The sequence below is a fragment of the Campylobacter sp. genome (genome assembly GCF_052169515.1).
Classification (GTDB): Bacteria; Campylobacterota; Campylobacteria; order Campylobacterales; family Campylobacteraceae; genus Campylobacter_A.
This window is the reverse complement of record NZ_JBQNCH010000004.1, coordinates 78,185-99,573: the sequence shown is the minus strand read 5'-3', so window position 1 is coordinate 99,573 and position 21,389 is coordinate 78,185. Positions and strand designations below refer to the sequence as shown.

At 35.3% G+C, this 21,389-nt stretch carries 25 protein-coding genes and 4 tRNA genes; 9 read left to right on the top strand and 20 right to left on the bottom strand.

Going from position 1 to position 21,389, the window contains the following annotated elements; translation table 11 throughout:
- The 4 genes from ACTTKV_RS02300 to ACTTKV_RS02285 form a co-directional block, all read right to left on the bottom strand.
- Window positions 1-75, bottom strand: a tRNA-Thr gene (locus ACTTKV_RS02300).
- Window positions 76-197: 122 nt separating this feature from the next.
- Window positions 198-274 (bottom strand) — tRNA-Gly (locus ACTTKV_RS02295).
- A 7-nt stretch (window positions 275-281) separates the two neighbouring features.
- Window positions 282-366: transfer RNA gene (locus ACTTKV_RS02290), tRNA-Tyr, on the bottom strand.
- A gap of 53 nt (window positions 367-419) precedes the next feature.
- Window positions 420-495 (bottom strand) — tRNA-Thr (locus tag ACTTKV_RS02285).
- Window positions 496-751: 256 nt separating this feature from the next.
- Between ACTTKV_RS02285 and ACTTKV_RS02280 the strand changes: the two genes are divergently transcribed.
- Window positions 752-1,000, top strand: a complete 249-nt coding sequence (locus tag ACTTKV_RS02280) for a hypothetical protein (RefSeq protein ID WP_442549046.1) — start codon at window positions 752-754, stop codon at window positions 998-1,000.
- Between the two features lie 103 nt (window positions 1,001-1,103).
- Here ACTTKV_RS02280 and ACTTKV_RS02275 read toward each other — a convergent pair whose 3' ends face one another.
- The 11 genes from ACTTKV_RS02275 to hemB form a co-directional block, all read right to left on the bottom strand.
- Window positions 1,104-1,736, bottom strand: coding sequence for a LuxR C-terminal-related transcriptional regulator (locus tag ACTTKV_RS02275; protein WP_442549045.1), 633 nt, complete (start codon window positions 1,734-1,736; stop codon window positions 1,104-1,106).
- A gap of 20 nt (window positions 1,737-1,756) precedes the next feature.
- Window positions 1,757-2,248, bottom strand: a complete 492-nt coding sequence (locus tag ACTTKV_RS02270) for a DUF5416 family protein (protein ID WP_442549044.1) — start codon at window positions 2,246-2,248, stop codon at window positions 1,757-1,759.
- Entirely contained in the window at window positions 2,248-3,714 is a 1,467-nt protein-coding gene (locus tag ACTTKV_RS02265) for an HlyD family type I secretion periplasmic adaptor subunit (RefSeq protein WP_442549043.1), read from the bottom strand. The genes ACTTKV_RS02270 and ACTTKV_RS02265 overlap by 1 nt, the downstream gene beginning before the upstream one ends.
- 2 nt (window positions 3,715-3,716) lie before the next feature.
- Window positions 3,717-5,855 (bottom strand): type I secretion system permease/ATPase, encoded by a 2,139-nt coding sequence (locus ACTTKV_RS02260; protein WP_442549042.1) that lies wholly within the window; start codon window positions 5,853-5,855, stop codon window positions 3,717-3,719.
- 3 nt (window positions 5,856-5,858) lie between these two features.
- On the bottom strand, window positions 5,859-7,808 hold the full coding sequence (locus tag ACTTKV_RS02255; protein ID WP_442549041.1) for a LapD/MoxY N-terminal periplasmic domain-containing protein: 1,950 nt from the start codon (window positions 7,806-7,808) through the stop codon (window positions 5,859-5,861).
- Window positions 7,805-8,464, bottom strand: coding sequence for a transglutaminase-like cysteine peptidase (locus tag ACTTKV_RS02250; protein WP_442549050.1), 660 nt, complete (start codon window positions 8,462-8,464; stop codon window positions 7,805-7,807). The genes ACTTKV_RS02255 and ACTTKV_RS02250 overlap by 4 nt, the downstream gene beginning before the upstream one ends.
- Window positions 8,465-8,484: 20 nt before the next feature.
- Window positions 8,485-10,158 carry a TolC family outer membrane protein gene (locus tag ACTTKV_RS02245; protein WP_442549040.1) on the bottom strand — a complete coding sequence of 558 codons (1,674 nt, stop codon included), beginning with the start codon at window positions 10,156-10,158 and terminating at the stop codon, window positions 8,485-8,487.
- A 115-nt stretch (window positions 10,159-10,273) separates the two neighbouring features.
- Window positions 10,274-11,635, bottom strand: coding sequence for an oxygen-independent coproporphyrinogen III oxidase (gene hemN / locus ACTTKV_RS02240; protein ID WP_442549039.1), 1,362 nt, complete (start codon window positions 11,633-11,635; stop codon window positions 10,274-10,276).
- Window positions 11,628-12,113: a DUF2603 domain-containing protein gene (locus tag ACTTKV_RS02235; RefSeq protein ID WP_103605032.1), complete on the bottom strand. Its 486-nt coding sequence runs from the start codon at window positions 12,111-12,113 to the stop codon at window positions 11,628-11,630. The genes hemN and ACTTKV_RS02235 overlap by 8 nt, the downstream gene beginning before the upstream one ends.
- A complete protein-coding gene (gene argF, locus ACTTKV_RS02230) occupies window positions 12,110-13,027 on the bottom strand; it encodes an ornithine carbamoyltransferase (RefSeq protein WP_442549038.1) in 918 nt (305 codons plus the stop codon). The genes ACTTKV_RS02235 and argF overlap by 4 nt, the downstream gene beginning before the upstream one ends.
- A 1-nt stretch (window position 13,028) precedes the next feature.
- Entirely contained in the window at window positions 13,029-14,000 is a 972-nt protein-coding gene (gene hemB / locus ACTTKV_RS02225) for a porphobilinogen synthase (RefSeq protein WP_442549037.1), read from the bottom strand.
- 68 nt (window positions 14,001-14,068) lie between these two features.
- Here hemB and ribA point away from each other — a divergent pair, with 68 nt between their 5' ends.
- From ribA to htpX, 5 genes are read left to right on the top strand one after another with little or no spacing between them, the layout of a single operon-like run.
- Entirely contained in the window at window positions 14,069-14,632 is a 564-nt protein-coding gene (ribA, locus tag ACTTKV_RS02220; RefSeq protein WP_442549036.1) for a GTP cyclohydrolase II, read from the top strand.
- The gene (gene rsmG / locus ACTTKV_RS02215) at window positions 14,632-15,198 is read left to right on the top strand and encodes a 16S rRNA (guanine(527)-N(7))-methyltransferase RsmG (RefSeq protein WP_442549035.1); all 567 of its coding nucleotides are present in this window, start codon (window positions 14,632-14,634) and stop codon (window positions 15,196-15,198) included. Before ribA ends, rsmG begins: the two co-directional genes overlap by 1 nt.
- Entirely contained in the window at window positions 15,195-15,389 is a 195-nt protein-coding gene (locus tag ACTTKV_RS02210; protein WP_442549034.1) for a hypothetical protein, read from the top strand. The genes rsmG and ACTTKV_RS02210 overlap by 4 nt, the downstream gene beginning before the upstream one ends.
- Entirely contained in the window at window positions 15,386-15,751 is a 366-nt protein-coding gene (locus ACTTKV_RS02205; RefSeq protein WP_442549033.1) for a hypothetical protein, read from the top strand. The genes ACTTKV_RS02210 and ACTTKV_RS02205 overlap by 4 nt, the downstream gene beginning before the upstream one ends.
- An 8-nt stretch (window positions 15,752-15,759) precedes the next feature.
- Window positions 15,760-16,626: a zinc metalloprotease HtpX gene (gene htpX, locus ACTTKV_RS02200; RefSeq protein WP_442549032.1), complete on the top strand. Its 867-nt coding sequence runs from the start codon at window positions 15,760-15,762 to the stop codon at window positions 16,624-16,626.
- Between the two features lie 131 nt (window positions 16,627-16,757).
- Here the strand turns inward: htpX and ACTTKV_RS02195 are convergent, their stop codons facing one another.
- Genes ACTTKV_RS02195 through ACTTKV_RS02175 form a run of 5 tightly spaced genes read right to left on the bottom strand, consistent with a single transcriptional unit; the run spans window position 16,758 to window position 19,810 of the window.
- The gene (locus ACTTKV_RS02195; RefSeq protein WP_442549031.1) at window positions 16,758-17,099 is read right to left on the bottom strand and encodes a hypothetical protein; all 342 of its coding nucleotides are present in this window, start codon (window positions 17,097-17,099) and stop codon (window positions 16,758-16,760) included.
- A 50-nt stretch (window positions 17,100-17,149) separates the two neighbouring features.
- Window positions 17,150-17,581, bottom strand: coding sequence for a hypothetical protein (locus tag ACTTKV_RS02190; RefSeq protein ID WP_442549030.1), 432 nt, complete (start codon window positions 17,579-17,581; stop codon window positions 17,150-17,152).
- A 9-nt stretch (window positions 17,582-17,590) separates the two neighbouring features.
- On the bottom strand, window positions 17,591-18,604 hold the full coding sequence (locus ACTTKV_RS02185; protein WP_442549029.1) for an alanine racemase: 1,014 nt from the start codon (window positions 18,602-18,604) through the stop codon (window positions 17,591-17,593).
- Window positions 18,597-18,842 carry a CmeU family protein gene (cmeU, locus tag ACTTKV_RS02180; protein WP_442549028.1) on the bottom strand — a complete coding sequence of 82 codons (246 nt, stop codon included), beginning with the start codon at window positions 18,840-18,842 and terminating at the stop codon, window positions 18,597-18,599. Before cmeU ends, ACTTKV_RS02185 begins: the two co-directional genes overlap by 8 nt.
- Before the next feature lie 2 nt (window positions 18,843-18,844).
- Window positions 18,845-19,810: a L,D-transpeptidase family protein gene (locus ACTTKV_RS02175; protein WP_442549027.1), complete on the bottom strand. Its 966-nt coding sequence runs from the start codon at window positions 19,808-19,810 to the stop codon at window positions 18,845-18,847.
- 137 nt (window positions 19,811-19,947) lie between these two features.
- Between ACTTKV_RS02175 and ACTTKV_RS02170 the strand changes: the two genes are divergently transcribed.
- From ACTTKV_RS02170 to ACTTKV_RS02160, 3 genes are read left to right on the top strand one after another with little or no spacing between them, the layout of a single operon-like run.
- Window positions 19,948-20,370, top strand: a complete 423-nt coding sequence (locus tag ACTTKV_RS02170; RefSeq protein WP_442549026.1) for a copper chaperone PCu(A)C — start codon at window positions 19,948-19,950, stop codon at window positions 20,368-20,370.
- Window positions 20,370-20,837, top strand: a complete 468-nt coding sequence (locus ACTTKV_RS02165) for a hypothetical protein (protein ID WP_442549025.1) — start codon at window positions 20,370-20,372, stop codon at window positions 20,835-20,837. Before ACTTKV_RS02170 ends, ACTTKV_RS02165 begins: the two co-directional genes overlap by 1 nt.
- A 9-nt stretch (window positions 20,838-20,846) precedes the next feature.
- Complete coding sequence (locus ACTTKV_RS02160) at window positions 20,847-21,389, top strand: SCO family protein (protein WP_442549024.1); 543 nt, start codon at window positions 20,847-20,849, stop codon at window positions 21,387-21,389.

Sequence of the window (21,389 nt, the reverse complement as noted above, 5' to 3'; positions counted from 1 at the left end):
TGGAGCTCATAGCGGGACTTGAACCCGCGACCTCTTCCTTACCAAGGAAGTGCTCTACCTCTGAGCCATATGAGCGAAAACGCTTGGCTGAGATGATTTTAATCAACATAACAAACAACTAAAATTTATGAAAATAAAATTGGAATAACTGTGTTTAGTAAAATCTAGATACAGCTCCCAGTTTATCTTCCCAAATTTGGAGCGGGAAACGGGGCTCGAACCCGCGACCCTCAGCTTGGAAGGCTGATGCTCTAGCCAACTGAGCTACTCCCGCATAACAATGGTGGTGAGACGTGGATTCGAACCACGGAAGACATAGTCAGCAGATTTACAGTCTGCCCTCGTTGGCCGCTTGAGTATCTCACCTTAAACATTAATAAAATTTTTTGGTATTTTCTGGTCAAACACTGTTACAAAAATGGAGCTGGTGAACGGACTTGAACCGCCGACCTACTGCTTACAAGGCAGTAGCTCTACCAACTGAGCTACACCAGCACCTGTTTTGTGAAGTGGCAATTATAGCCCAAAATAAAATAAAAGTCAAGAATAATTTGAAAAATATTTCACAATAGTTAAAAATTTAAAATGCTGGATCAAAAATCCCATCAAAACTCTTTTTTATATAACACAAGTAATCATTTTAACTGTAAAAATTTTTACATCAATAGTTTTAAGCTCTTACAATAATTCTAATTTTATTTTTTTTAAAAGCTAAAATTTCTATAATTACGAAAAAAACAAAGGACTTAGTATGCAATTTCTACCTTGGGCAGTGATTTTATTGCTGATTTATGTGATCTACTTTTTAATGATTCGCTACGAAAAAAAGATCGCTACGCTTAGTAAATTAATTGAGCAAAACAGCATGGGCATCAAAGAAAACAGAGATCTTATCGGTCAAAATAGATCACTCATAGAGAAAAATAAACACAACATCGAGAAAAACGCAAAAGATATAACAACAAACGTTGAGAAAATAGATATAGATTTGGAAGACTAGTTCTTTCAAATTTTTATCGTTGTAGACTTTTAAGGTCTACGCTCTTGCTTTTGTTGCCGCATGCTTTCTTGACTAGCGATTAGCATACCTATAATAAATAATTTTATACATCTAATTGCTTCATTAAAAGTACAAGCCCTATTCTATCTTTTACATTTAGCTTACTGTAAATAGATGTCGTGTGGGCTTTAACTGTTCTTAGTGTAATGCCTGTTTTTTCAGAAATTTCATTATTTGTTAGACCCTGATAGATTAAATTTGCAATCTCTCTTTCCCTTGAACTAAGCTCAGAAAGATCGGCCTTTTTGTCTGCCTTTTCGCCTTCGCTATTTATGTATGAGCCAGTTAGTTCACCTATCATTGCTTGGATAAATTCTGGATAAAGCCAAATATTTCCATTAGAAATAGTCTCAAAGGCATCCTCAAAGTGCATCTTTCTCATATGAGAATTTGCATAACCTTTGATTCCTAGTGCGAGCAAGCGTTTGCCCTCATCTATCTTTGGCCTGTTTGAGAGTATGAGTATTTTTATATTTGGATATTTGTCGTTTATGCTTTTTATAGTGTCGTCAATATTGTCTTTGAAAATATCAATGTCAATGCCTACAATATCAGCATCCAAGTGGGAGAAAAATTCTTTTCTATTATGAATAAATTTTATATTATTGTTGTCGGTAAAATAACCTCTCCAAATATTGTTTAATGCACTGCTTTGCGTAAATAAAATAACTTGCATTGCCCTTTTCCTTGGATCACCTACATTACTCTTTCATAAATCTTTTTACTATTTGCAAAAATTTCTATATGGCGACTTTCATCATTTTTGTTTATTTTATAGTCTATTGATGAAAGAAATCTGGTAACTACAGTGGATTTTTCCTCCAGAAAAATAGTCATTTCAAAAAGACCTTGTGTTATAGCATACTTATAAGGAGTACTTAAATTTAAAATCCCTGAGTCAAAATCAAATTTATCTAAAGCTTGATCATAGCCTTTAATCACAATTTTAATACTTTTTACTATATCATCGTAGATTATTATATTTTCAAACAGCTTGTTGCCTCTCTTGGCAACATCTGCTATTTGTAAAAAATTCATCTCGCGATCGCTAAATTTAAACCGTTCGATTTCATCATTAACTATGTCACAAGAGCAACCATCTCTTATAATATATAAATTTTGTAAGTTTTGAAATTTTAAAATATCATACTCACTAAATTTCTTATTATAAAGAGCGGTCTTGCCCATTATCTCTCCGTTAAAGCATTTTGTTTTGCCTTCAAAATAGGCTTTAACAAGTAATCAAGTATTGTCTTTTTACCGGTAATAATATCAGCTGAAACTATCATGCCGACTTTTATTCTAAGCGGTTTTTCTTCACTACCAAGGTAGTTTTTATCGGTTTCGATTCTAACCAAATAATAACTTTCCCCAGTTTTCTCATTTGTCTCAGTATCGGCACTAATCTGTGTTACGGTGCCCTTTAAACCACCATAAATACTAAAATCATAAGCTGTAAATTTAACCATAGTATCAAGTCCAGGCCTCAAAAATGCAACATCAGCTGGCTTTACTTTTACTTCAGCTACTAGCTTGTCCTCAAGAGGAACAATCTCAGCAATATTTTCGCCAGGCTTTATAACTCCTGATACTGTATGAACCATCATTTTACTAACAATACCGTTTACTGGAGATCTTACATATGTTCTCTCAACCCTATCACTTAGGCTGATTTGTGACTCGTTTATCCTAGCAATCTCCGCCGAAACCTCGTTAAGCTCTTTTTTTGCATTATTTTTAAAAGCAAGCTTTGCTTCTTCAATCTTATTTTTCGCTTCTTTTATAGTTGACTCAACTCTTGGTACAGCAAGAACAGCAGCATCAAGCTCGCCTCTTAAATCATTTACACGCCTTTGAAGTTGAATGTATTCAACTTCGCTTACAAGACCTTTTTTAAAGATTGGCTCCATAATGGCTTTTTCTTTTAAAACAAGGTTATAGCTATTTTGAGTTTGGGAAATTTTATTTTTTAGTTCAACCAATTCACTTTGACGTTGATGAATTTGCTCTGTCAAAATTCCTATCTGTTCATTTAAGTGATCGATATTTGAATTATGCAAGCTTATCTCATATCTCACGGCTTTGCTATTATTTGCATCCCTAGCTTCATTGTAGTCAAATTTCTTATCGTTTGCCTCAGCATCAAGTCTCATAAATTTTGCTTGAAGTTCATCGAGTCTTAGCTTTGACTCGCCGTAGCTACTTGTAAAATTTTTATTATCGAGTCTTATTAGGATTTGATCTTTCTTGACTTCATCGCCCTCTTTTACAAAAATTTGATCAACTATACCGCCTTCGAGATTTTGTATCGCTTGGTTTTTTCCAGATGGGATGATCTTGCCACTACCTCTTGTGATCTCATCTATTTGTGCCCATGAAGCCCAAATAAGAAGCCAAAATATAGTTATGGCAACTGCATAAAGTATCTTTTTTGATGTTGATGGGGCTTTTGCCAAAACAGCCTCAGAAAGACTTGACATAAATCTCAAGTCATAAGCATCGTAGTTTTTTGTTTGAATATTTGACTTTATATCATCGACACTATTTAAAATTTTATCACTAGCGTTCTCTTGCTCTTTTATATTGATTTTACAAACCGATCTCTTATCGACTTCTGGTTGTTCATTTTTTTTATTTTTGATATCTTCTTGCATAATTATTTCCCACTAAGTCTAGCTAAAACTTCATCCCTTGGACCATCCAGTAAAATCTTGCCATTATCCATAACTATAAGCCTATCAACAAGATCTAGCATTGATGTCCTATGCGTAACAAGCAGCATCGTCTTATTTATGGTATTTGTCTTTAAATTTATTTTTAACTTATTTTCAACTGTATTATCAAGAGAATTTGTTGGCTCATCAAGCAAAATAATAGGACTATCTAATAAAAATGCCCTAGCCACAGCTATGCTTTGACGCTGTCCACCACTTATGCCATCGCCTCTTTCAAAAACTGGCATATCAAATCCAAGCGGATGAGCATTTACATATTCATCAACTCCGCTTACTTTAGCTGCTCTTATGATCTGTATATCGTCAACATATGGTGCTTTTTGAACAATATTTTCTCTAACCGTTCCTTTAAAGAGCACAACATCTTGCGGAACATAGCCGATATTTCGCCTAAGATCGGCTGGATCGATTTGATTAATATCAATACCATCGATTAGCACTGAGCCTTCGGTTGGTGAGTAAAGTCCCAAAATGAGCTTTTGCAAAGTAGTTTTTCCAGAGCCATTTTTGCCTATAATGCCAACTTTTTCACCTGGTTGAATAACAAAATTTATCCTATCAAGCGAACCTTTTGTGGTATCTGGATATGTAAAGCTTACATTTTTAAACTCGATCTTTCCATCAAAAGAATTTCTTCTAACAAATTTTTTACCTTCTGGCCTTTCAACAGGCATTTGCATAATCTTACTAAGGCTTTGATATGCTGTTTTTGTCTGCTCAAAATTTGCAGCAAGTGAAGCAACCTGTCCCATAGGAGCGATAGCGCGAGAGCTAAGCATAACCGCAGCGATAAGACCACCCATTGTAAGATGCGTATCTTGTATCATATAAACGCCAAGAACGATGATAGCAATAGTATTTAATTGCACTAAAAAAGATGTAACAGTCGTTATCGAAGTTGTAATAATTTTTGATTTGATACTTCTGTTTGCTATCTCACCGGTCGCTTCTTCCCAGTTCCACTGTACATGTCCGCTAGCACCAAGGGTTTTAATAGTCTCAAGGCTACTAAGGCTCTCTATCAAAATTCCATTCTTCACAGCCGAAGCCTCAAATGTACTTTTGATTGCATTTTGAAGCGGATCTTTTATAAAAAATGTGTAACACAAAATAGCCATCATAATAACAATTGGCACAAGCACAATATAGCTTCCTATAAAATAAGTAACTACCAAGAAAATGATAGCAAATGGTAGGTCAACGATAGCAGCAAGCGAAGCTGATGAGAAAAAATTTCTCACCGTATCAAACTCTTTTAGGTTGCTAGCAAATGAGCCAACTGATTTTGGTTTATTGCTAAATTTCATATCCATAACACGTTCAAATAAAATTGAACTCATTATGATGTCGCTCTTTTTACCGGCAATCTCAAGAAAATATGATCTTACAAATTTTAAAAATAGATCTATACCATAAACCACACTCACGCCAAGAGCTAAAACCCAAAGCGTCTCAACAGCATTATTTGGCACAACACGGTCATAAACATTCATCGTAAAAAGCGGACTAGCAAGAACAAATAAATTTATAATAAAACTTGCAATTACAACATCAAAATAAATTTTCTTTGAACGTTTTAGCGTTCCCCAAAACCAGTGATCATTGCCCGCATCAATTAACTTTGTCGAGCTAGTATCTTCTGGAACAAATTCGCGTTTGAGATAGTAAGCATATCCCAAATACTCATCCTTAAGCCTACTCATCTCTATCGCGCTACTACCTGTTGAAAGCTCTGGAGTAATGATATTTGCCATCTTTCTATCCGCACTAAATGACTCTAAAATGCAAGCTTTCTTTCCGCGAAGCATCAAAATGCAAGGCAATACCAAAGGTGAAATTTGTTCAAGATCTTTTCTTACAAGAGTCGAAGCAAAACCGGCACGAGAGGCAGCACGAGAAAATAATGACCTTGAGCTTTTAAGTGAAAAAAGCTCAATATCCTCGCCATCTTTTACCGGCAAGCCAATAGTCAAAGCATCGGCGCTATATGGATTGTTATGAAGCTTGGTAAAGATAACCAAGCATTGAAGTAGTTCGTCTTTTATCTTATCACTATGCATCTATCATCCAATATTTTTAATTTCATCTATATAAATTCCTTGCATATTTTTAATACCAAGATCAATTAACTTTTTCTTTTGTTCTTCGCCTTCTACGCCAATCGCAATCAAAATAATATCTTTTGAACTCAAGACAACATCAAGAGACTGTTTTGTATTTACTCCCGACTTATCACTTAAAAAGTCGATTAAGACATTTGACTGTATTTTTACGTAGTCTGGATTAAATTCTTTTAATTTCTCAATCCCTTTTGCATTAAGCTCAAAGTGGTCAAAGCCAAAACCAAAGCCAAGTTCTTTTAATTTTTTAGTAAGTTTAACTATACTTTCTATGCTAATATCGTCTTTATTTGGAATTTCTATATAGTTTTTATGCTTTGAAATTTGACTTATTTTCTTAAGTGCGATTTCAAGCTTTGAAAAACTCTCATCAGAATTTAATATCTCTTTTCCTAAATTTATAGCCAAATGCCCATTAGGCAAGATATTTTCAGGTAAAATTTTAGCCACTCTGTTTAAGATGTGAAGATCAAGCATAGCACCCAAATTTAGTTCATTTACCATTGGCATGAAATACGAAGCCATACGCCATACACCTTCTTTATCCACAAGCCTCAAATAAAGCTCATGTTGTTCAAAACTTGAGTCAAGGTCTATCACTTTTTGAGTAGCAAATTTAAATTCATCATCTTTTATCGAATCAAAAATAAGCTCTTTGTATTTCTCTTTACCAATGACTAGAGTATTTTGATTTTCATTAAATACTTTACAAGTAAAGCTTCCAGCAAGTCTTGCACTAGCCAACGTAACGTCCGCAGAAGTAAGAAGTGTCTTAATGTCTGTATTTGGCGAATACTCAACAATAGCAGAATTTACAGGACATTCATAATCACTTAGTGCAAAGTTTGCATAAAGCTTTTTAAATTCGCTCATGATATCATCGTTTAAAGTTAAGAAATTTGATGAGTTTTTACCATAAGATAGTACGATAAAATCATTATCGTTCAGTCTTGCTACGATTGCATTTTCGTCATTGTGTGCTAATTTTTCTTGTAAAATTTGAGCTATCTTTATTATAATGCTTTGCCATTTTTCAAAGCCGAGTGCACTTTTTAAACCCACTAGATCTCTAAAGCTAACAAGTAAAACAGCACCACTTGAATATTCCTCGCTAGCTAAATAGTCACTAAACTTAGCTTGAAAAAATCTTCTATTATTGGCACCACTCATTGTGTCTTTATATAAAAGCTCTTGATATTTGCTAAGAGTAGCAACCTCTCTCTCAAATATATCTTTTACTTTACTAACCATAGAGTTCATAGCCAAAACCATCTTCTTAAGGTCTGCCGTAAATGGAATTCTTTTTTGGATAATAAATCTATTATCAAGTATCGCTTCGGCTTGATCTTGAACTTTCATGAGTGGTCTAAATATGGCCTTGAGTGCAAAAAATGCTACTACAAGCGTAATAATTATCATTAGAACAAGAAAATTAAAAATATTTTTTGAATTTGAATAAAGCTCATTATATGCAAGTGCCGTACTACCTTGAACATATAGCGTGCCAAACTTTGCCCAGCCATTCATTATCTCGCTAGATGCCACAGGTGCTTCAAACTTAGCTATTTTATAAAACCACTCAGGAATATCTTTAACAACTGTTTGTTGGGAGTTCTCTATAAGCACCTTACCATCAACATCTTCAAGTTTAATAAGCTTATATCTACCACTATCAAACATAGAATTTATCATTGTTTGAGCCAAAGACATATCCTCTGGATCAACAATAGGCTTTAGAGCAAGTCCAAGTGAGTTTGCCGTATGTCTTGCGTTTTCGCCAAGTTGATCATTAATGTATCCATTTAGGCTTCTAAAATTTAAGTAGCCAACAGCCATAAAAATCATGATTCCAAATGTTATCACTGCGATCATAATTTGTTTAAATAGCGTCATAAATCCTCTTTTCCTATCCTATCTATTAGTTCCATCCACTTAGGATTTTGTTTTTTATTTCCACCCGGTATCGCCTGACCAAGACCTTCTTGTTTTGCTAAATATAGTGAATCACCGTTAAAACTATAAACTGGAACGAGATCTGTTCTTTGTGTTGCAATTTTTATTTTACCATTTATGTTATCTAAAATTAATGGAATAGATTTTGGTGTATCATAGTATGCTAAAACCATATGAGCTTGATTATATTTTAAAGCTTTAACATATGTGAAGTATAATTTTTGAGTTGGAATTCCTAGTTGCTTTAGTGTGAAATATTTTGCGATAACATAGTCTTCGCAATCACCAGCACCCTTTCCTATAAATTCCATTCTGGTGGCCCAATAATCTTTTTTGTGCCAAAGTTGCATATCATCAACCCATCTAAAAGAGTTAAAAAAGTCATTTACTTTTATTAATTTCTCTTGTTCGGTTGCATCTTGCAAAGATGTCATTAAATAATTTAAGCCCGATGCTCTTCTTCTAGCATCTTCTCCATAAATCTTAGCCACCTTTGCTATAGTTGTTGATTTTATAAAATCCCCAATAGCGCTTATTGACAATAATAAAAAAAGGACGCTTGTTATAAGCGTCCAAAATTTTGTTTTGACCATCATGGTCATTATTTTATTTTAAATTATCTTAAATCGTTTTGAATGCTGCAAGCGCCTTGAATATATCTCTTCGCAAAACCTGGTTCAAAACTATCTGAAATCATACCCATATTATCAAGCAATCTATATTTTGCATAAGCTAGCGCTGTTTCGGTAGTAGCAATCTCTTTTAGCGCTGAGTTGTACTCATTTTCAGCATCAAGCAAGTTAATAAGATCTCGACGACCAATTCTAAATTCATCCTGATAAGCATCAAGTGTAGCTTTTGCATATTCAACGTGCTGATTTAGATAACCCATTTTCTCTTGGCTAAGAATATAGTTTTGCCATGAAAATTCCAAAGACTCCTTAAGCTCTCTTACAAGATTATCCATAGTTTGTTGCTCTTGTTTAACAGCAAGTTGGCTTTTTTCTTTATCTAATTTGTCGTTGCCTTTATTGTAAAGGTTGTAGTTTAGTCTTAAAAGCGCATCAAATGTTTGCTCTTCATAATTATCATACAAAACATTTGAATGATCATAAACACCAGATACAACAAGGTCTAATTTTGGTAAAAATGGTGCATTTTTCTCTTTTACTACGGACTCAGCCATAGCAATATTTGACTTTTGCACTAAAAGTGTTGGGTTGCAAAGAACTGCTTTGTCATAAACAGCTTCTTTTGTGTTTGGTAATACAACATTAAATTCTGGCATTACTAAATTTTTAGCAGCAATTTTTCTTCCATATAGTTTTTCAAATGTAGAAAGTGCATCTTCATAGTTGTTTTTAGCTGCGATGTAGTTTGATTGAGCCAAAGTATAGCGTGATCCAGCTTGTCTTTCTTCAGAAGCTACACCATAGCCCGATCTTGCTCTATCTTTAATTTGGCTATAAATTTCTTCATGGCTTTTTACATTTTCTTCTTCAATATCTAAAATTCTCTTAGTTTGAAGAACTTGTAAATAAGCGTTTGCAGTGTTTAATGTTAGTCTATCTGCAGCTTGAGCTACCGCATAGGCTGCAGAATCAAGTCTTGCACTTTGAGAATTGATTCTATTTTTATCAGCTCCGCCATTGTATAGATTTTCAACCAAAGTTAAAGATGCGCCAGAAACTCTTCCATCTCCTCTTCTTGTTGAAACTCCGTCATCAAGACGCTTTTTCTCATATCCCACTCTAGCCGCTGCATCAAGTGTTGGATAATAGGCATTTTTTGCCATTTTTAGATCTTTACCAACTTGCAAATAGTTAAATTCTGTGGCTTTTAGGCTTGGGTTTTCATTTAAAATAGTTTTTACAACTTGATCTAAAGTTAAGACACTATCATCAACTTGTGCTACCGGTTTTGCTTCTGTTGATATTGTTTGCTCTATATTAGATTTTTGAGCTGATTGACTTTTTGTAATAGGTGCTTTTGCTCTCATTAGAGCATCTTTATATCCTGATTCGTTTTGAACTTTAGCCAATAATTCATTAGCTTCATTTTCAGAAACTGGAACTGTGTCAACATATAAAAATTTTCGTCCACCAACCTCATAGATACCTGTAGTTAGTCTGCTATCAGAGATTTTGCTATTAACTTTATTAACAGCGCTATCAACTCTAGCCTGATTATCATCTTGTGCAAATGAAGCCAGGAAAATCCTATAAGAGACATCTTGAGCATATAGGAGTGTTGCTGCAGCCAAAGCACTAATTGCTAACATCTTTTTCATAGCTAAGATCCTTTTACCTTTTTATTAACAAGCCTAGACTTGAACTTTTTCGTACTAATTATACACCAAGAAATATTAAATGTATTTTAAATATTTTATGACAAAAAAATAATTTTTATATCGTTTTAGAGAATCGTCTCAAACTCTCAGGAATTTTCTTAAGATACTCATCAAAGCACATTGCAATATTACGTATTATTAGTGTCCCTGTTTCATTTACGTTAATTTTTGTGGGTGTAACATCAACAAATTCACTTAAATTTTTTAGCTCCGCAAGCTCTTCCTTAAAGTGCTCAAAGAAATTTATATTAAATTCATCCTCAACTGACTTGATATTAAGTCCAAAATTACTCATTAAGTTCATAATCACACTCTTTCTAAGCAGATCTTCATCACTTAGATAAATTCCCTTTGCATATGGCAGTTTTCCACTATCAATTGCTTTTTCGTACTCATCCATATCTTTATAATTTTGTGCATAGTGTCTTTTGCATTCGCCTATGCTGGTCACTCCAATACCAATCAAGTCGGCACCACCTTTTGTCGTGTAGCCCTGGAAATTTCTATGTAAAGTACCATTTGCCAAAGCACCAAAAAGTTCATCATTTGACTTTGCAAAATGATCCATTCCGATCATTTTATAGCCATTTTTAGTTAAAAACTCAGCTGTAAATTTCAAAATCTCAAGCTTGACTTCAGGATCTGGCAATGTCGTCTCATCAAATTTACGCATTGACTTTTTTATCCATGGCACATGAGCATAGTTAAAAACTGCAAGCCTATCTGGATCAAGTGTGAGAGCAAGCTCAAGTGTCTTTTTAAAACTATCTAGACTTTGATATGGCAGACCGTAGATTAGGTCCATATTTATCGACTTTATGCCCTTTTCTCTAGCCATTTTTACAGCATTTTGAGTGATCTCATAGGGCTGAATTCTGTGAATTTCTTTTTGCACCTTTTCATCAAAATCTTGCACGCCGTAGCTTATGCGGTTAAATCCATGAGAAACAAGTACATCAAGTTGCTCTCTTGTTAAAAATCTTGGATCTATCTCGCAACTTATCTCGGCCTCTTTTGAGAAATTTTTAAATTTGGATTTGATTAATGTAATAATCTCATCAAGTTGTTCGGCGTTATAAAATGTCGGTGTGCCGCCACCAAAATGCATCTGCAAGACCTCAGTGCTGGTGTCCAGGTGACGAGCTAAAATTTCAAGCTCTTTTTCTATATATCTTATATATCTCTCTTTGCGGTCCTCTTTGCTAGTGTAAATGACGTTACAGCCGCAAAAATAACAAGCACTTCTACAAAATGGCAAGTGCAAATATAACGAAAGCGGTCGCTTTAGATCACGGCCTTCAAGCTCTTTTATATATGCCTCATAGCTAAATTTATCACTAAACTCTGGTGCTGTCGGATAGCTAGTATATCTTGGCCCTGGCCTTGAATACTTCACATAAGCACTAAAATCAATCATCTGCTCTACTCCTTGCCATTTGAATCACCTCTTTTATGTCTACAAATAAATTTGGGTGCTCTTTTTTGATATTTTTTACTAGTTTGTCAAGATCAATATTAAATTGTCTGCTTTTTTTATCGCTTGCAATCTTTTTTATCTCATCCATAGCAACTACCCAAACATCACTAAAATCAACCGGTATATTTTGCCAGATCGTCTTTTCAAGCCTTAGATCAAAATTTTCTTTTTGAGACTCTTTGTAAGCCTCAATCAAAGCCGAAAGCGATTTTACAGAGATTACTGTGTGTAAATTTTGATTTTCATCAATGCCAAACCATGGTTCTTTTGAGTCCCAAGAGCCACTTTTTAAATTTAAAATATGCTCATTTGGATTTTTGGTTGACACTATTTCAAAGATCGTCTTTTCAGGACTACTCAACCCAAGACTATTGCCGATCTCATCTATCTCATCATATATACTTTTTTCTTTGCTCATCTTCTTCTCTCATTTAGCCAGACCATTACACCTTTTTGGGCATGAAGTCTGTTTTCAGCCTCGCTAAAAATTTCATCCGCGTGCTTCTCAAAAACTGTCTCGCTCACCTCATAGCCTCTATAAGCTGGTAGGCAGTGCAAAAATATCGCATCTTTTTTAGCTAAACTCATCAAATTTTCATCCACGCAGTATCCAGCAAAGTCTTTTAGTCTCTTTTCTTTCTCAGCCTCTTGCCCCATCGATACCCAAGTGTCCGTAGTCACTACATCGGCACCATTTACCGCTTCTTTTATATCATCTGTGATAAAAATTTTCGCACCTGAAATTTTTGCGTTTTCATTAGCTATCTTTAAAATTTCAGCGTCCACCTCGTAGCCTTTTGGTGTGGCGACTCTTAGCTCAAGTCCTAGCTTGCTTGCTAGCATGAGCCACGAGTGAGTCATGTTGTTGCCGTCTCCTACGTACGCAACCTTCTCTCCTGCGCTAAATTCTAGCATCGTGAGATAATCCGCCATAAGCTGCACTGGGTGAAATTTATCGCTTAGGCCATTTATAACTGGCACGCTTGAAAATTTAGCAAATTCTTCTAGCGTTTCATGCTTATCGACCCTTAGCATAGCCATGTCGCACATCCTGCTTATCACTCTAGCGGTGTCACGGATTGGCTCGCCACGGCCTATTTGTATATCATTTTTGCTTAAAAATAGCGCGTATCCGCCAAGCTCGTGCATGCCAACATCAAAGCTAACTCTAGTTCTAGTCGAGCTTTTTTCAAATATCATCGCAAGCTTTTGATCTTTTAGATATGGTTTAAATTCTCTAGATTTCGCCTCTTTTTTTATCTTTCGAGCTAAATTTATCATCTGTAAAATTTCATCTTTGCTAAAGTCATTTAGCGTCAAAAAATGCCTCATCTTAGCCCCTTAAAATTTTAGCTGCTTCTTTTGCGTGGTATGAGATTATTAAATTTGCTCCTGCTCTTTTAAAGCCAACGAGCGTCTCCATCATAACGCGATCATAGTCGATGATGCCAGCTTTTGCACCAGCTTTTAGCAGTGCATACTCGCCACTTACGTTATATACACAGATCGGAAGAAGGGTTAAATTTCTAAGCTCTCTAATGACGTCAAGATAGGCAAGTGCTGGCTTTACCATCAAGATATCAGCACCCTGAGCCTCGTCTTGCAAGCTCTCATTTATCGCTTCTAGGCGATTTGCACTGTCCATTTGATAGCTCTTTCTATCGCCAAAGCTTGGTGCACTCTGTGCCACGTCACGAAATGGTCCGTAGTAAGCTGAAGCAAATTTAGTCGAGTAGGCCATCACTGGTAAATTTTCATAACCGTTATTATCAAGCGTCTGTCTTAAAGTAGCGATAATGCCGTCCATCATGCCGCTTGGTGCGATCATGTCGGCGCCATTTTGAGCGTGGATCAAGGCTTGTTTGGCTGAAATTTCAAGCGTGGCGTCGTTGTCGATAGTGTTATGCACGTGATCGATAATGCCGCAATGACCGTGGTCTGTGTACTCGCAAAAGCAAAGATCTGTGATGACAAATAAATTTGGAAATTTATCCTTTATAGCTCGAAGTGTCGTAGCTATGATGCCGTCATTGCTTAGTGCGTCGCTGCCAACACTATCTTTTAGGTTTGGTATGCCAAATAAAATGATCGACTTTATGCCTAAATTTACTATCTCTTCGCACTCTTTTAAAATCTCATCGATACTCATTTGATAAACGCCAGGCATCGAAGAAATTTCGTTTTTTACGCCTTTGCCCTCAACTACAAAAAGTGGATAAATAAAATCATTTACGCTAAGGCTTGTCTCTCTTACCATATCTCTTAGGGCTGGATTTATTCTCAATCTTCTAAAACGTTTAAACATATTTTTGCCTTTTCTTTGTTAAAATGCTTGATTTTTAGCTAGTTTAGCATAGTTGGAGTAAATTTAAAATGAAAATAGAAATTTCAAATGTAGCAAATCTACCTTCAAGATTTGGGGCTTATAAGGTTCAAGCTTTCAAAGAAGGAGCAAAAGAGCATTTAGCGATTTTTAAAGAGCCTTTAAGCGAAGTTGTAAACCTTAGAATTCACTCTGAGTGCCTAACTGGCGATGCGATCGGGAGCCTAAAATGTGACTGTCGCGATCAGCTTGAAGCGAGTCTAAAATATATTGAAGAAAATGGCGGCATGGTCATATATCTTCGCCAAGAGGGCAGAAATATTGGGCTTTTAAACAAGATAAACGCTTACAGCCTCCAAGACAAGGGCTTTGACACGATAGAGGCCAATCACCAGCTAGGCTTTAAAGCTGATGAGAGGACATACGAAGTGGTTGATTTTATCCTAAATCACTACGGTATAAAAGAGATAAATTTACTCACAAACAACCCTTTAAAACTTCATGGTTTAAAGTCAGCAAAGATCGTAAAACGCGTGCCTATTATCATAAAACCAAACAAGTTTAACGAAGAGTATCTTCGTGTAAAAAAAGAGCAAATGGGGCATATTTTGTAATGAAAAATGAGCTTTCTCTGCCAGCTAATTTTGACGAAAAAATAAAAATTTACGCTCAAATTTTTACAAAATTTAATGCCGTTCATAGTTTAAGTAACTATAAAGATATAGGTGAGCAAGTACTTGATAGCATAGAACCGCTTGAAATTTTTGACCTAAGTGCCAAAACTGCGATAGATGTAGGAAGTGGAGCTGGCTTTCCAGCAATATTTTTAGCACTCGCAATGCCACAAACCAAGTGGCACCTTTTTGAGCCAATAGCCAAAAAGTCGTCATTTCTAAGCTACGCTAAAATCGAGCTTGGCTTAGAAAATCTAGAAGTTCACAGCCAAAAGATCGAGCTTACAGATAAATTTACAGCTGATCTCATCACCTCAAGAGCGCTTAGCAAAACAAAAGAGCTTATAAGAATTTGCGATGGGTTTTACGATGAAAAGACAAAATTTCTCATCTACAAAGGTTCAAGCGTCATGGAGGAAATTTCAGGCATAGACGCGCAAATTTATAATGAAAAGAATAGAAATTATATATTTTTTAATCTAAAAAATCATGGAGAAAGACATTGAAATACTTGCTTTTTGCGGCGATTTTAGTTGCGATTTACATTATATTTTTTAAGAATAGGAAAAATAGCGACAAGATAAGCAGCAGTAACTTCGAAGAGTGTAGCAAATGCGGTGTCTTTACAGACATCGATCAAATGGTGCTGCGAGACGGAAAATACATCTGCAAAGAGTGCATAAAGAGTGAAAGATGAAAATTTTAGGTGATGAACTAATCAAATTTGAACCGCTGTTTCTTTGCAAAAGCGAGACTGAAGTCCTAAGCGGTAGGCAAAATCTTTTTAAATTTGATAGAAATTTGATAAAAAGATCGATAGCTCTTGGCGCTAGTTTTAGCGTCTTTGCCTCAAATTTAAATGAAGCTATCATCGCAAATGCGGCTGGAGCAAAATTTATTATTGCCGATATTGACATTGCAAAAGATTTAGCAAAGATTGCTGAGAGTTATTTATTTGACGCGCTTATAGCTGTTTTAATAAAAGACGAAATCGAGCTGGTAGAACTTGCAAAATTTAACATCGATGCTGCGATCTTACCAAGCGCTATAAAACAATAAGGAAAAAAATGGAAATTTTTAAAACCGCTTTTTTGATGGTTGCTTTAATGTTAATATTTATCGCTATTGGCGGATATGTTGGTGGCGAACAAGGTATGATGATCGCTTTTTTGATGGCAGCTGGCACAAACATTTTTTCATACTTTTTTAGCGATAAGCTTGTGCTTAAAAGATACAATGCTATCGCTGTCAATAAAAGCAACGCTCGCGGCCTTTATGAGATCGTCTCTCGCCTCACACAAAAGGCGAATTTGCCGATGCCAAAAATCTATATCATCCCAGAACAAGTGCCAAATGCCTTTGCTACAGGTAGAAATCCAAGTCATGCAGCCGTAGCAGTAACTGAAGGGCTTTTAAAAATTTTAAACGAAAACGAGATAGAGGGTGTGCTAGCCCACGAGCTAAGCCATGTAAGACACTACGACATACTAACTGGCTCAGTCGCAGCCATACTGGCTGGAGCAATAGCAATGGTCGCAAATTTTGCCAAAATAGGTACCGTAGCCGGCCAAAATCAAAACTCACAGCGAAATAGTAATGGCATAGTTATGCTAATCATCGCGGTCGTAATGCCAATAGCTGCCACTATCGTACAAATGGCAATCTCAAGAGAGCGCGAATATAAAGCAGACAAAGGTGCCGCCTTGCTAACTGGGCATCCAGAGTGGCTAGCCAGCGCACTAACCAAGCTTGAAAACTACTCAAATTCTTACGTCATGCAAAACGCAAGTGAGCAAAGTGCTCATATGTTTATAGTAAACCCGTTTGGCTCGCTTACCGACAAGCTTAGCGTGCTTTTTAGAACGCATCCAAGTACCAGTGACAGGATCGCTGAGCTTCAAAGGCTTGAACGCGAGATAAAAAGAGGTATGTAAAAATTTAGCTCTTAGTGAAATTTGAGCTAAATTTCTCTACCATATTTTTCGGCTTTAAACTTGTATACAGACAATTAAAAATTTTAAAATTTATAAACGAGTGATTTTGGCTCTAAATTTAACCACAAATTTCACTGCAATTTCTTACAGTCACGATCTTCTATAATATATTCAAAAATCAGCTCGCCATTTTCTGAATAAAAAAGCTCATCTAAGGTGACACCGATACTTAGCATATTTAATATCTCTTTGTCTTTACAAGCGGTTCGCAAATTCTCTTTTTTGATAGCTTCGATAAACTCTAAAAGCTCTTTTTCTTCAAGTCTTTTGATCTCTTGCTTTCTAGCATGTTTGATGACATATCTATAGATAAGTGTATCGCCAACATTTAAGATATCATTTAACGTAAGTGTTGGTGTACAGATAAATGGAAGCTTTTTTTTATAATATGCTGCGTGATTTTTCGCTGCCATATCTGGCGTAAGCGCCAGAGCATGCAAGCAAAAAAATAACAAAACAAGGACTACTCGCAACTACTCTTGTCCAAATTTAGATCAAAAAGGTGTTTGCCATCAAAGCCATAGCTACCACTTAGTGTAATACCACGATTTAGTGCGGCCCTAGCCATATTTGAGTTGCAAAGCGCGTCTTTTCCATTCTTATAAAACTCATCTTTTAAGGCTAAAATTTGAGCTTTGTTGTAGTTTTTTAACTTTTTAGTTTTTGTCTCGTTTAGTAAAAACTCACCGTGTATATTTAGTCCATTTGCACTTACATCTTTTAGCGTTATCATCTCATCAACTCTACTTGGCAAATTTGGCTTTGCTACCTGCACAACAAACGCTGGAATTTGTTTAGTATCAAGCTGATTTAATATCTGCTCATAAATCTTAAACTCGCTTTCTTGCACACCAAAAGCAAAAGTTGTAAGGAGCAATAAAACAATCTTTTTCACATACTGCCTTTATATAAATTTTCTAGTAATATTTGGCGAAAGCTTTACCAAAATGTCATAGCTTATCGTATCAAAAAATTTTGCCCAAATATTTGCGTTCTCAAACACACAGACCCATTCGCCGTTATCTTTGCAGCTAAAGCTATCCATTGAAATTTTGCCTAATATTGGCTCGTTATTAGCAAGTCTTAGTTCGCCGTTGCCATTATATCTAAGTAGACCATCGCCATATCCAAGATCATATGTAGCCAAATTTATATCTTCTTTTGCATTAAATTTAGCACCATATCCAACACTTTGGCCACTTTTTAAAATACGCTTGCTAACTCTTTTGGCCCAAAGCGAAAGAACCGGCTTTAGATCCAAATTATCATTGAACTGAGAGTATCCATACTGGGCAATACCAATACGTACCATATCATCCTCAAGTTCGCCTGCTCTTTCAAGTGCAGCAGAGTTATGTGAGTGAAAGATGGGCTTTTTAAAGCCAAACTCTTCACAAAGAGATAAAATTTTCTTTTTTGCAGTTCTAAAATTTTCCCTTTGCACAAAATAATCAGCGTTTACTTCATCGCTTGCACGAAAATGGGTATAAGCGCCCAAAAGCTCTAAATTTCTTCTTGCTAAAATTTCAAACGCATAGTCAAGCTCACTTATATCAAGACCATTTCTATGCATACCAGTATCGATTGCAAGATTAATTTTTGTATTTTCTTTTACATTTAAAAGCGCGTCCACATCATTTATAGCATATACAAATTTGTCACTTTCATTTCCATTTGGAATGTGAGAGAGAATTAAAATATTTTTAAAAATATCAGCAATCTCATTTGCCTCAAACTCATTTTTTACAGCACAAATTTCTATGCCAAATTTTTTAGCCTCACTAGCAACAAGCCTTACACCATGACCATAGGCATTGTCTTTTAATACGATGATCACTTTCTCTACACCACCTGCTTTAGCAGAAATTTGAGTTAGATTATGGATATAAGCTGCTTTGTTTAAGCGTATTTCAGACATTAAAGCTCACATTATAAGCTTTATAAACATCTGGCAAAAGCTTTCTTACGTTGTAGTCAAATGCATAAAACTTGCTATAAATTTCTTTTAGATCGGCTTCTTTGACCTTGCTAAAGTCAAAAACATCGGTACCATTTACCTTTGGCACTTGTCTGTCTAGCTCAGCAAAAAAAGCAGCCCTTGCCTCTAAAATTTTCTCTATTTTTTCTTTTACGATTTGAGATTTTTCTTTATCCACCTTTACTCCTCTATAAAAATTTTCATATTATCATTGTAGAGCTTTACATAAAGTGTCTTTTGACCTGCAAATTTATGAGTATCTGAAACATAATCTTCATAAAAACTTACACGGAAAAGCTTATCGTTTTTGAGGTTTGGATAGGGCGTAATAAGGAAATTTGAAAAGGCAATTCTTTTTTTCTCTTTTTTAGAAAAGATCGCTCGTTTCATATTTTTAAAATTTTCCAAGCTCATGCCATCATATCGCTCGAAATCTTTATCGTAAAATTTGAGATAGTTTTCGATGTCGCTCTCACTCCAGGTTTTTTTCCAGCCAAAAAGTCCAGAGATTATCACAGCTATATCGTTTGCACTTGCTTCTGGACGCTTATCCTCGTAAATAAATGCTAGTGTTTTTTTGTGATCTATCACTTCGTCAAACTTCATTAAAATATCATTTTGCATAGCCACGCAGCCTTTGGTCTTTAGCTCATCCGTCCTTTGACCATCAAGAGGATAGCCGTGTATCCATATTCCGCCGCCGTTGCGTTTTGCTAGTTTATCAAGCAAATTTGGATACGAAAGTGAAAAAGCGAGTGGTCCAAGATATCTGTCATTTGGCGTAAATCTACGTGTTAGCTGATAGACACCAACTGGCGTTTTTAAGTCGCCCTCTAGTAGCTTGTCTCCGTTTTTACCGACAATAACGTTTGAGTTAAAAAGCTTTTTTAAAGCACCGTTGCTATACGAAATCACTTCAAGCTTTTTGCTAGTCTTATCGACGACGCTTAGCAGTATTTCGTTGTCATAATATCCATATCTTACATCCTTGTCCTTAAGCTTTTTTAGCCAGTAATCCTTACTTAAAATATTTTTTTCAATGGCTTCAATAACGGCAGCTGAGCCATTTTTTAAGTAAATTTCTTCATAATTTTGGGCAAAAAGACAAGGCGATAACGCGATGAAGAAAAATATAATTTTTTTCAAGTGAAATGTCCCAAAAAGTAAAATTTAGTCCGTAATTATAGCCTAAAAAATTTATATTTTTAGAATTTAAATGTAAATTAAGCGGTCTTAAATATATAATATGAAAACTATTATTAATTTTATCACAAAGGAAAAAAATGAAAAAAGTTGTTTTTGGTGCGCTGCTTGCGGCTTCTACTCTTGTGGCGGCTGATATAAGCCTAGATAATGTTAGAGCTAGAGATACAAAGCCTGGCACAAACAATAGTGCAATTTTTATGGATATCAAAAATGATTCAAATTCTGATGTAAAACTTATTGGGGCTCATTCAAGTGTTTGCAAAAGTACAGAGATCCATACTCACAAAATGACTGATGGCATGATGGCTATGATTCAGATTGAAGATGCGGTGATACCAAAAAAAGGTGAAACAAAACTAGCTCCAGGCGGTCTTCACATTATGCTTATGGATCTAAACAAACCACTAAAAGATGGCGATAAAGTTGACTTGGAGCTAAAATTTAGCAATGGTGAAAGTATAAAGCTTGATAACATCGGAGTAACTAAAAACTTTAAATAATGAAAAAAATCATAACTGTTTTTTCGTTTATATTTATTGTTGTTGGCATCTTTTGGATGAGTTATAATTTTATAACTACAAGCACGGAAGATCCGCCAGAATTTGCCGACGTAAATAATTCGCTAGATCCTCTAAAATGTGATCTAAACAATAAAGCTTGCGAGATGGAGTTTAATGGCCAAAAGCTAAAAATAGACATCTCTCCAAGACCTATTTACGCCATGAGACCTTTTAGCTTTAAAATAATCAATGGTGCAAATTTGGGTCTAAAAGATCCTAATCTTGTAATAGATGGCATAAATATGGACATGGGATCAATCAAGACAAGACTTGAGCAAAAAGGCGATAATCTAGTTGCTCAAGTAGTACTAAGTGCTTGTGTTGTTGAAATTATGAGATATAGATTTAAAATACTTGATGGCAAAAAAGAAACTGGTTTTTTTGTAGATTTTGATCTAAAATTGTAGGAGATTATGATGAAAAAGACATTTTGGGGCTTGGTGATAATCTTAATTTGTGCAAGTCTTGCGCTTTTGCTAATAAAGCCGAATAAATATGATTTTAAAGCACTTTCACAAAATGGTGAAGTGAGTCTTAAAAATTATAATGGAAAGTACAAAGTTCTATATTTTGGTTATCTCTTTTGCCCCGATGTCTGCCCTACTGCGCTCTCTTTAATTGGCGATGAGTTAAATAAATTAAAAAGAGATGACTTTGAGCTACTCTTCATTACACTTGATCCTGAACGCGACACTCCTGAAAATTTAACACTGATGGCGAAAAATTTCTATAAAGATGCTGATGGGCTAAAACTAAATGCTTTAAAAGAAGTGGCGAAAAACTACGGCGTAAAATTTCAAAAAGTACGTCTTGAAAACTCTGCCATGGGATATTCGGTCGCACATAGCTCATCGATATACCTGATTGATAAAGCTGGAAATTTCTACAAAGAAATTTCAAATCTAACAAATGAAAACATTGCAGAGAATCTTTTAAATCTAATTAAAGATAGGCCTTAA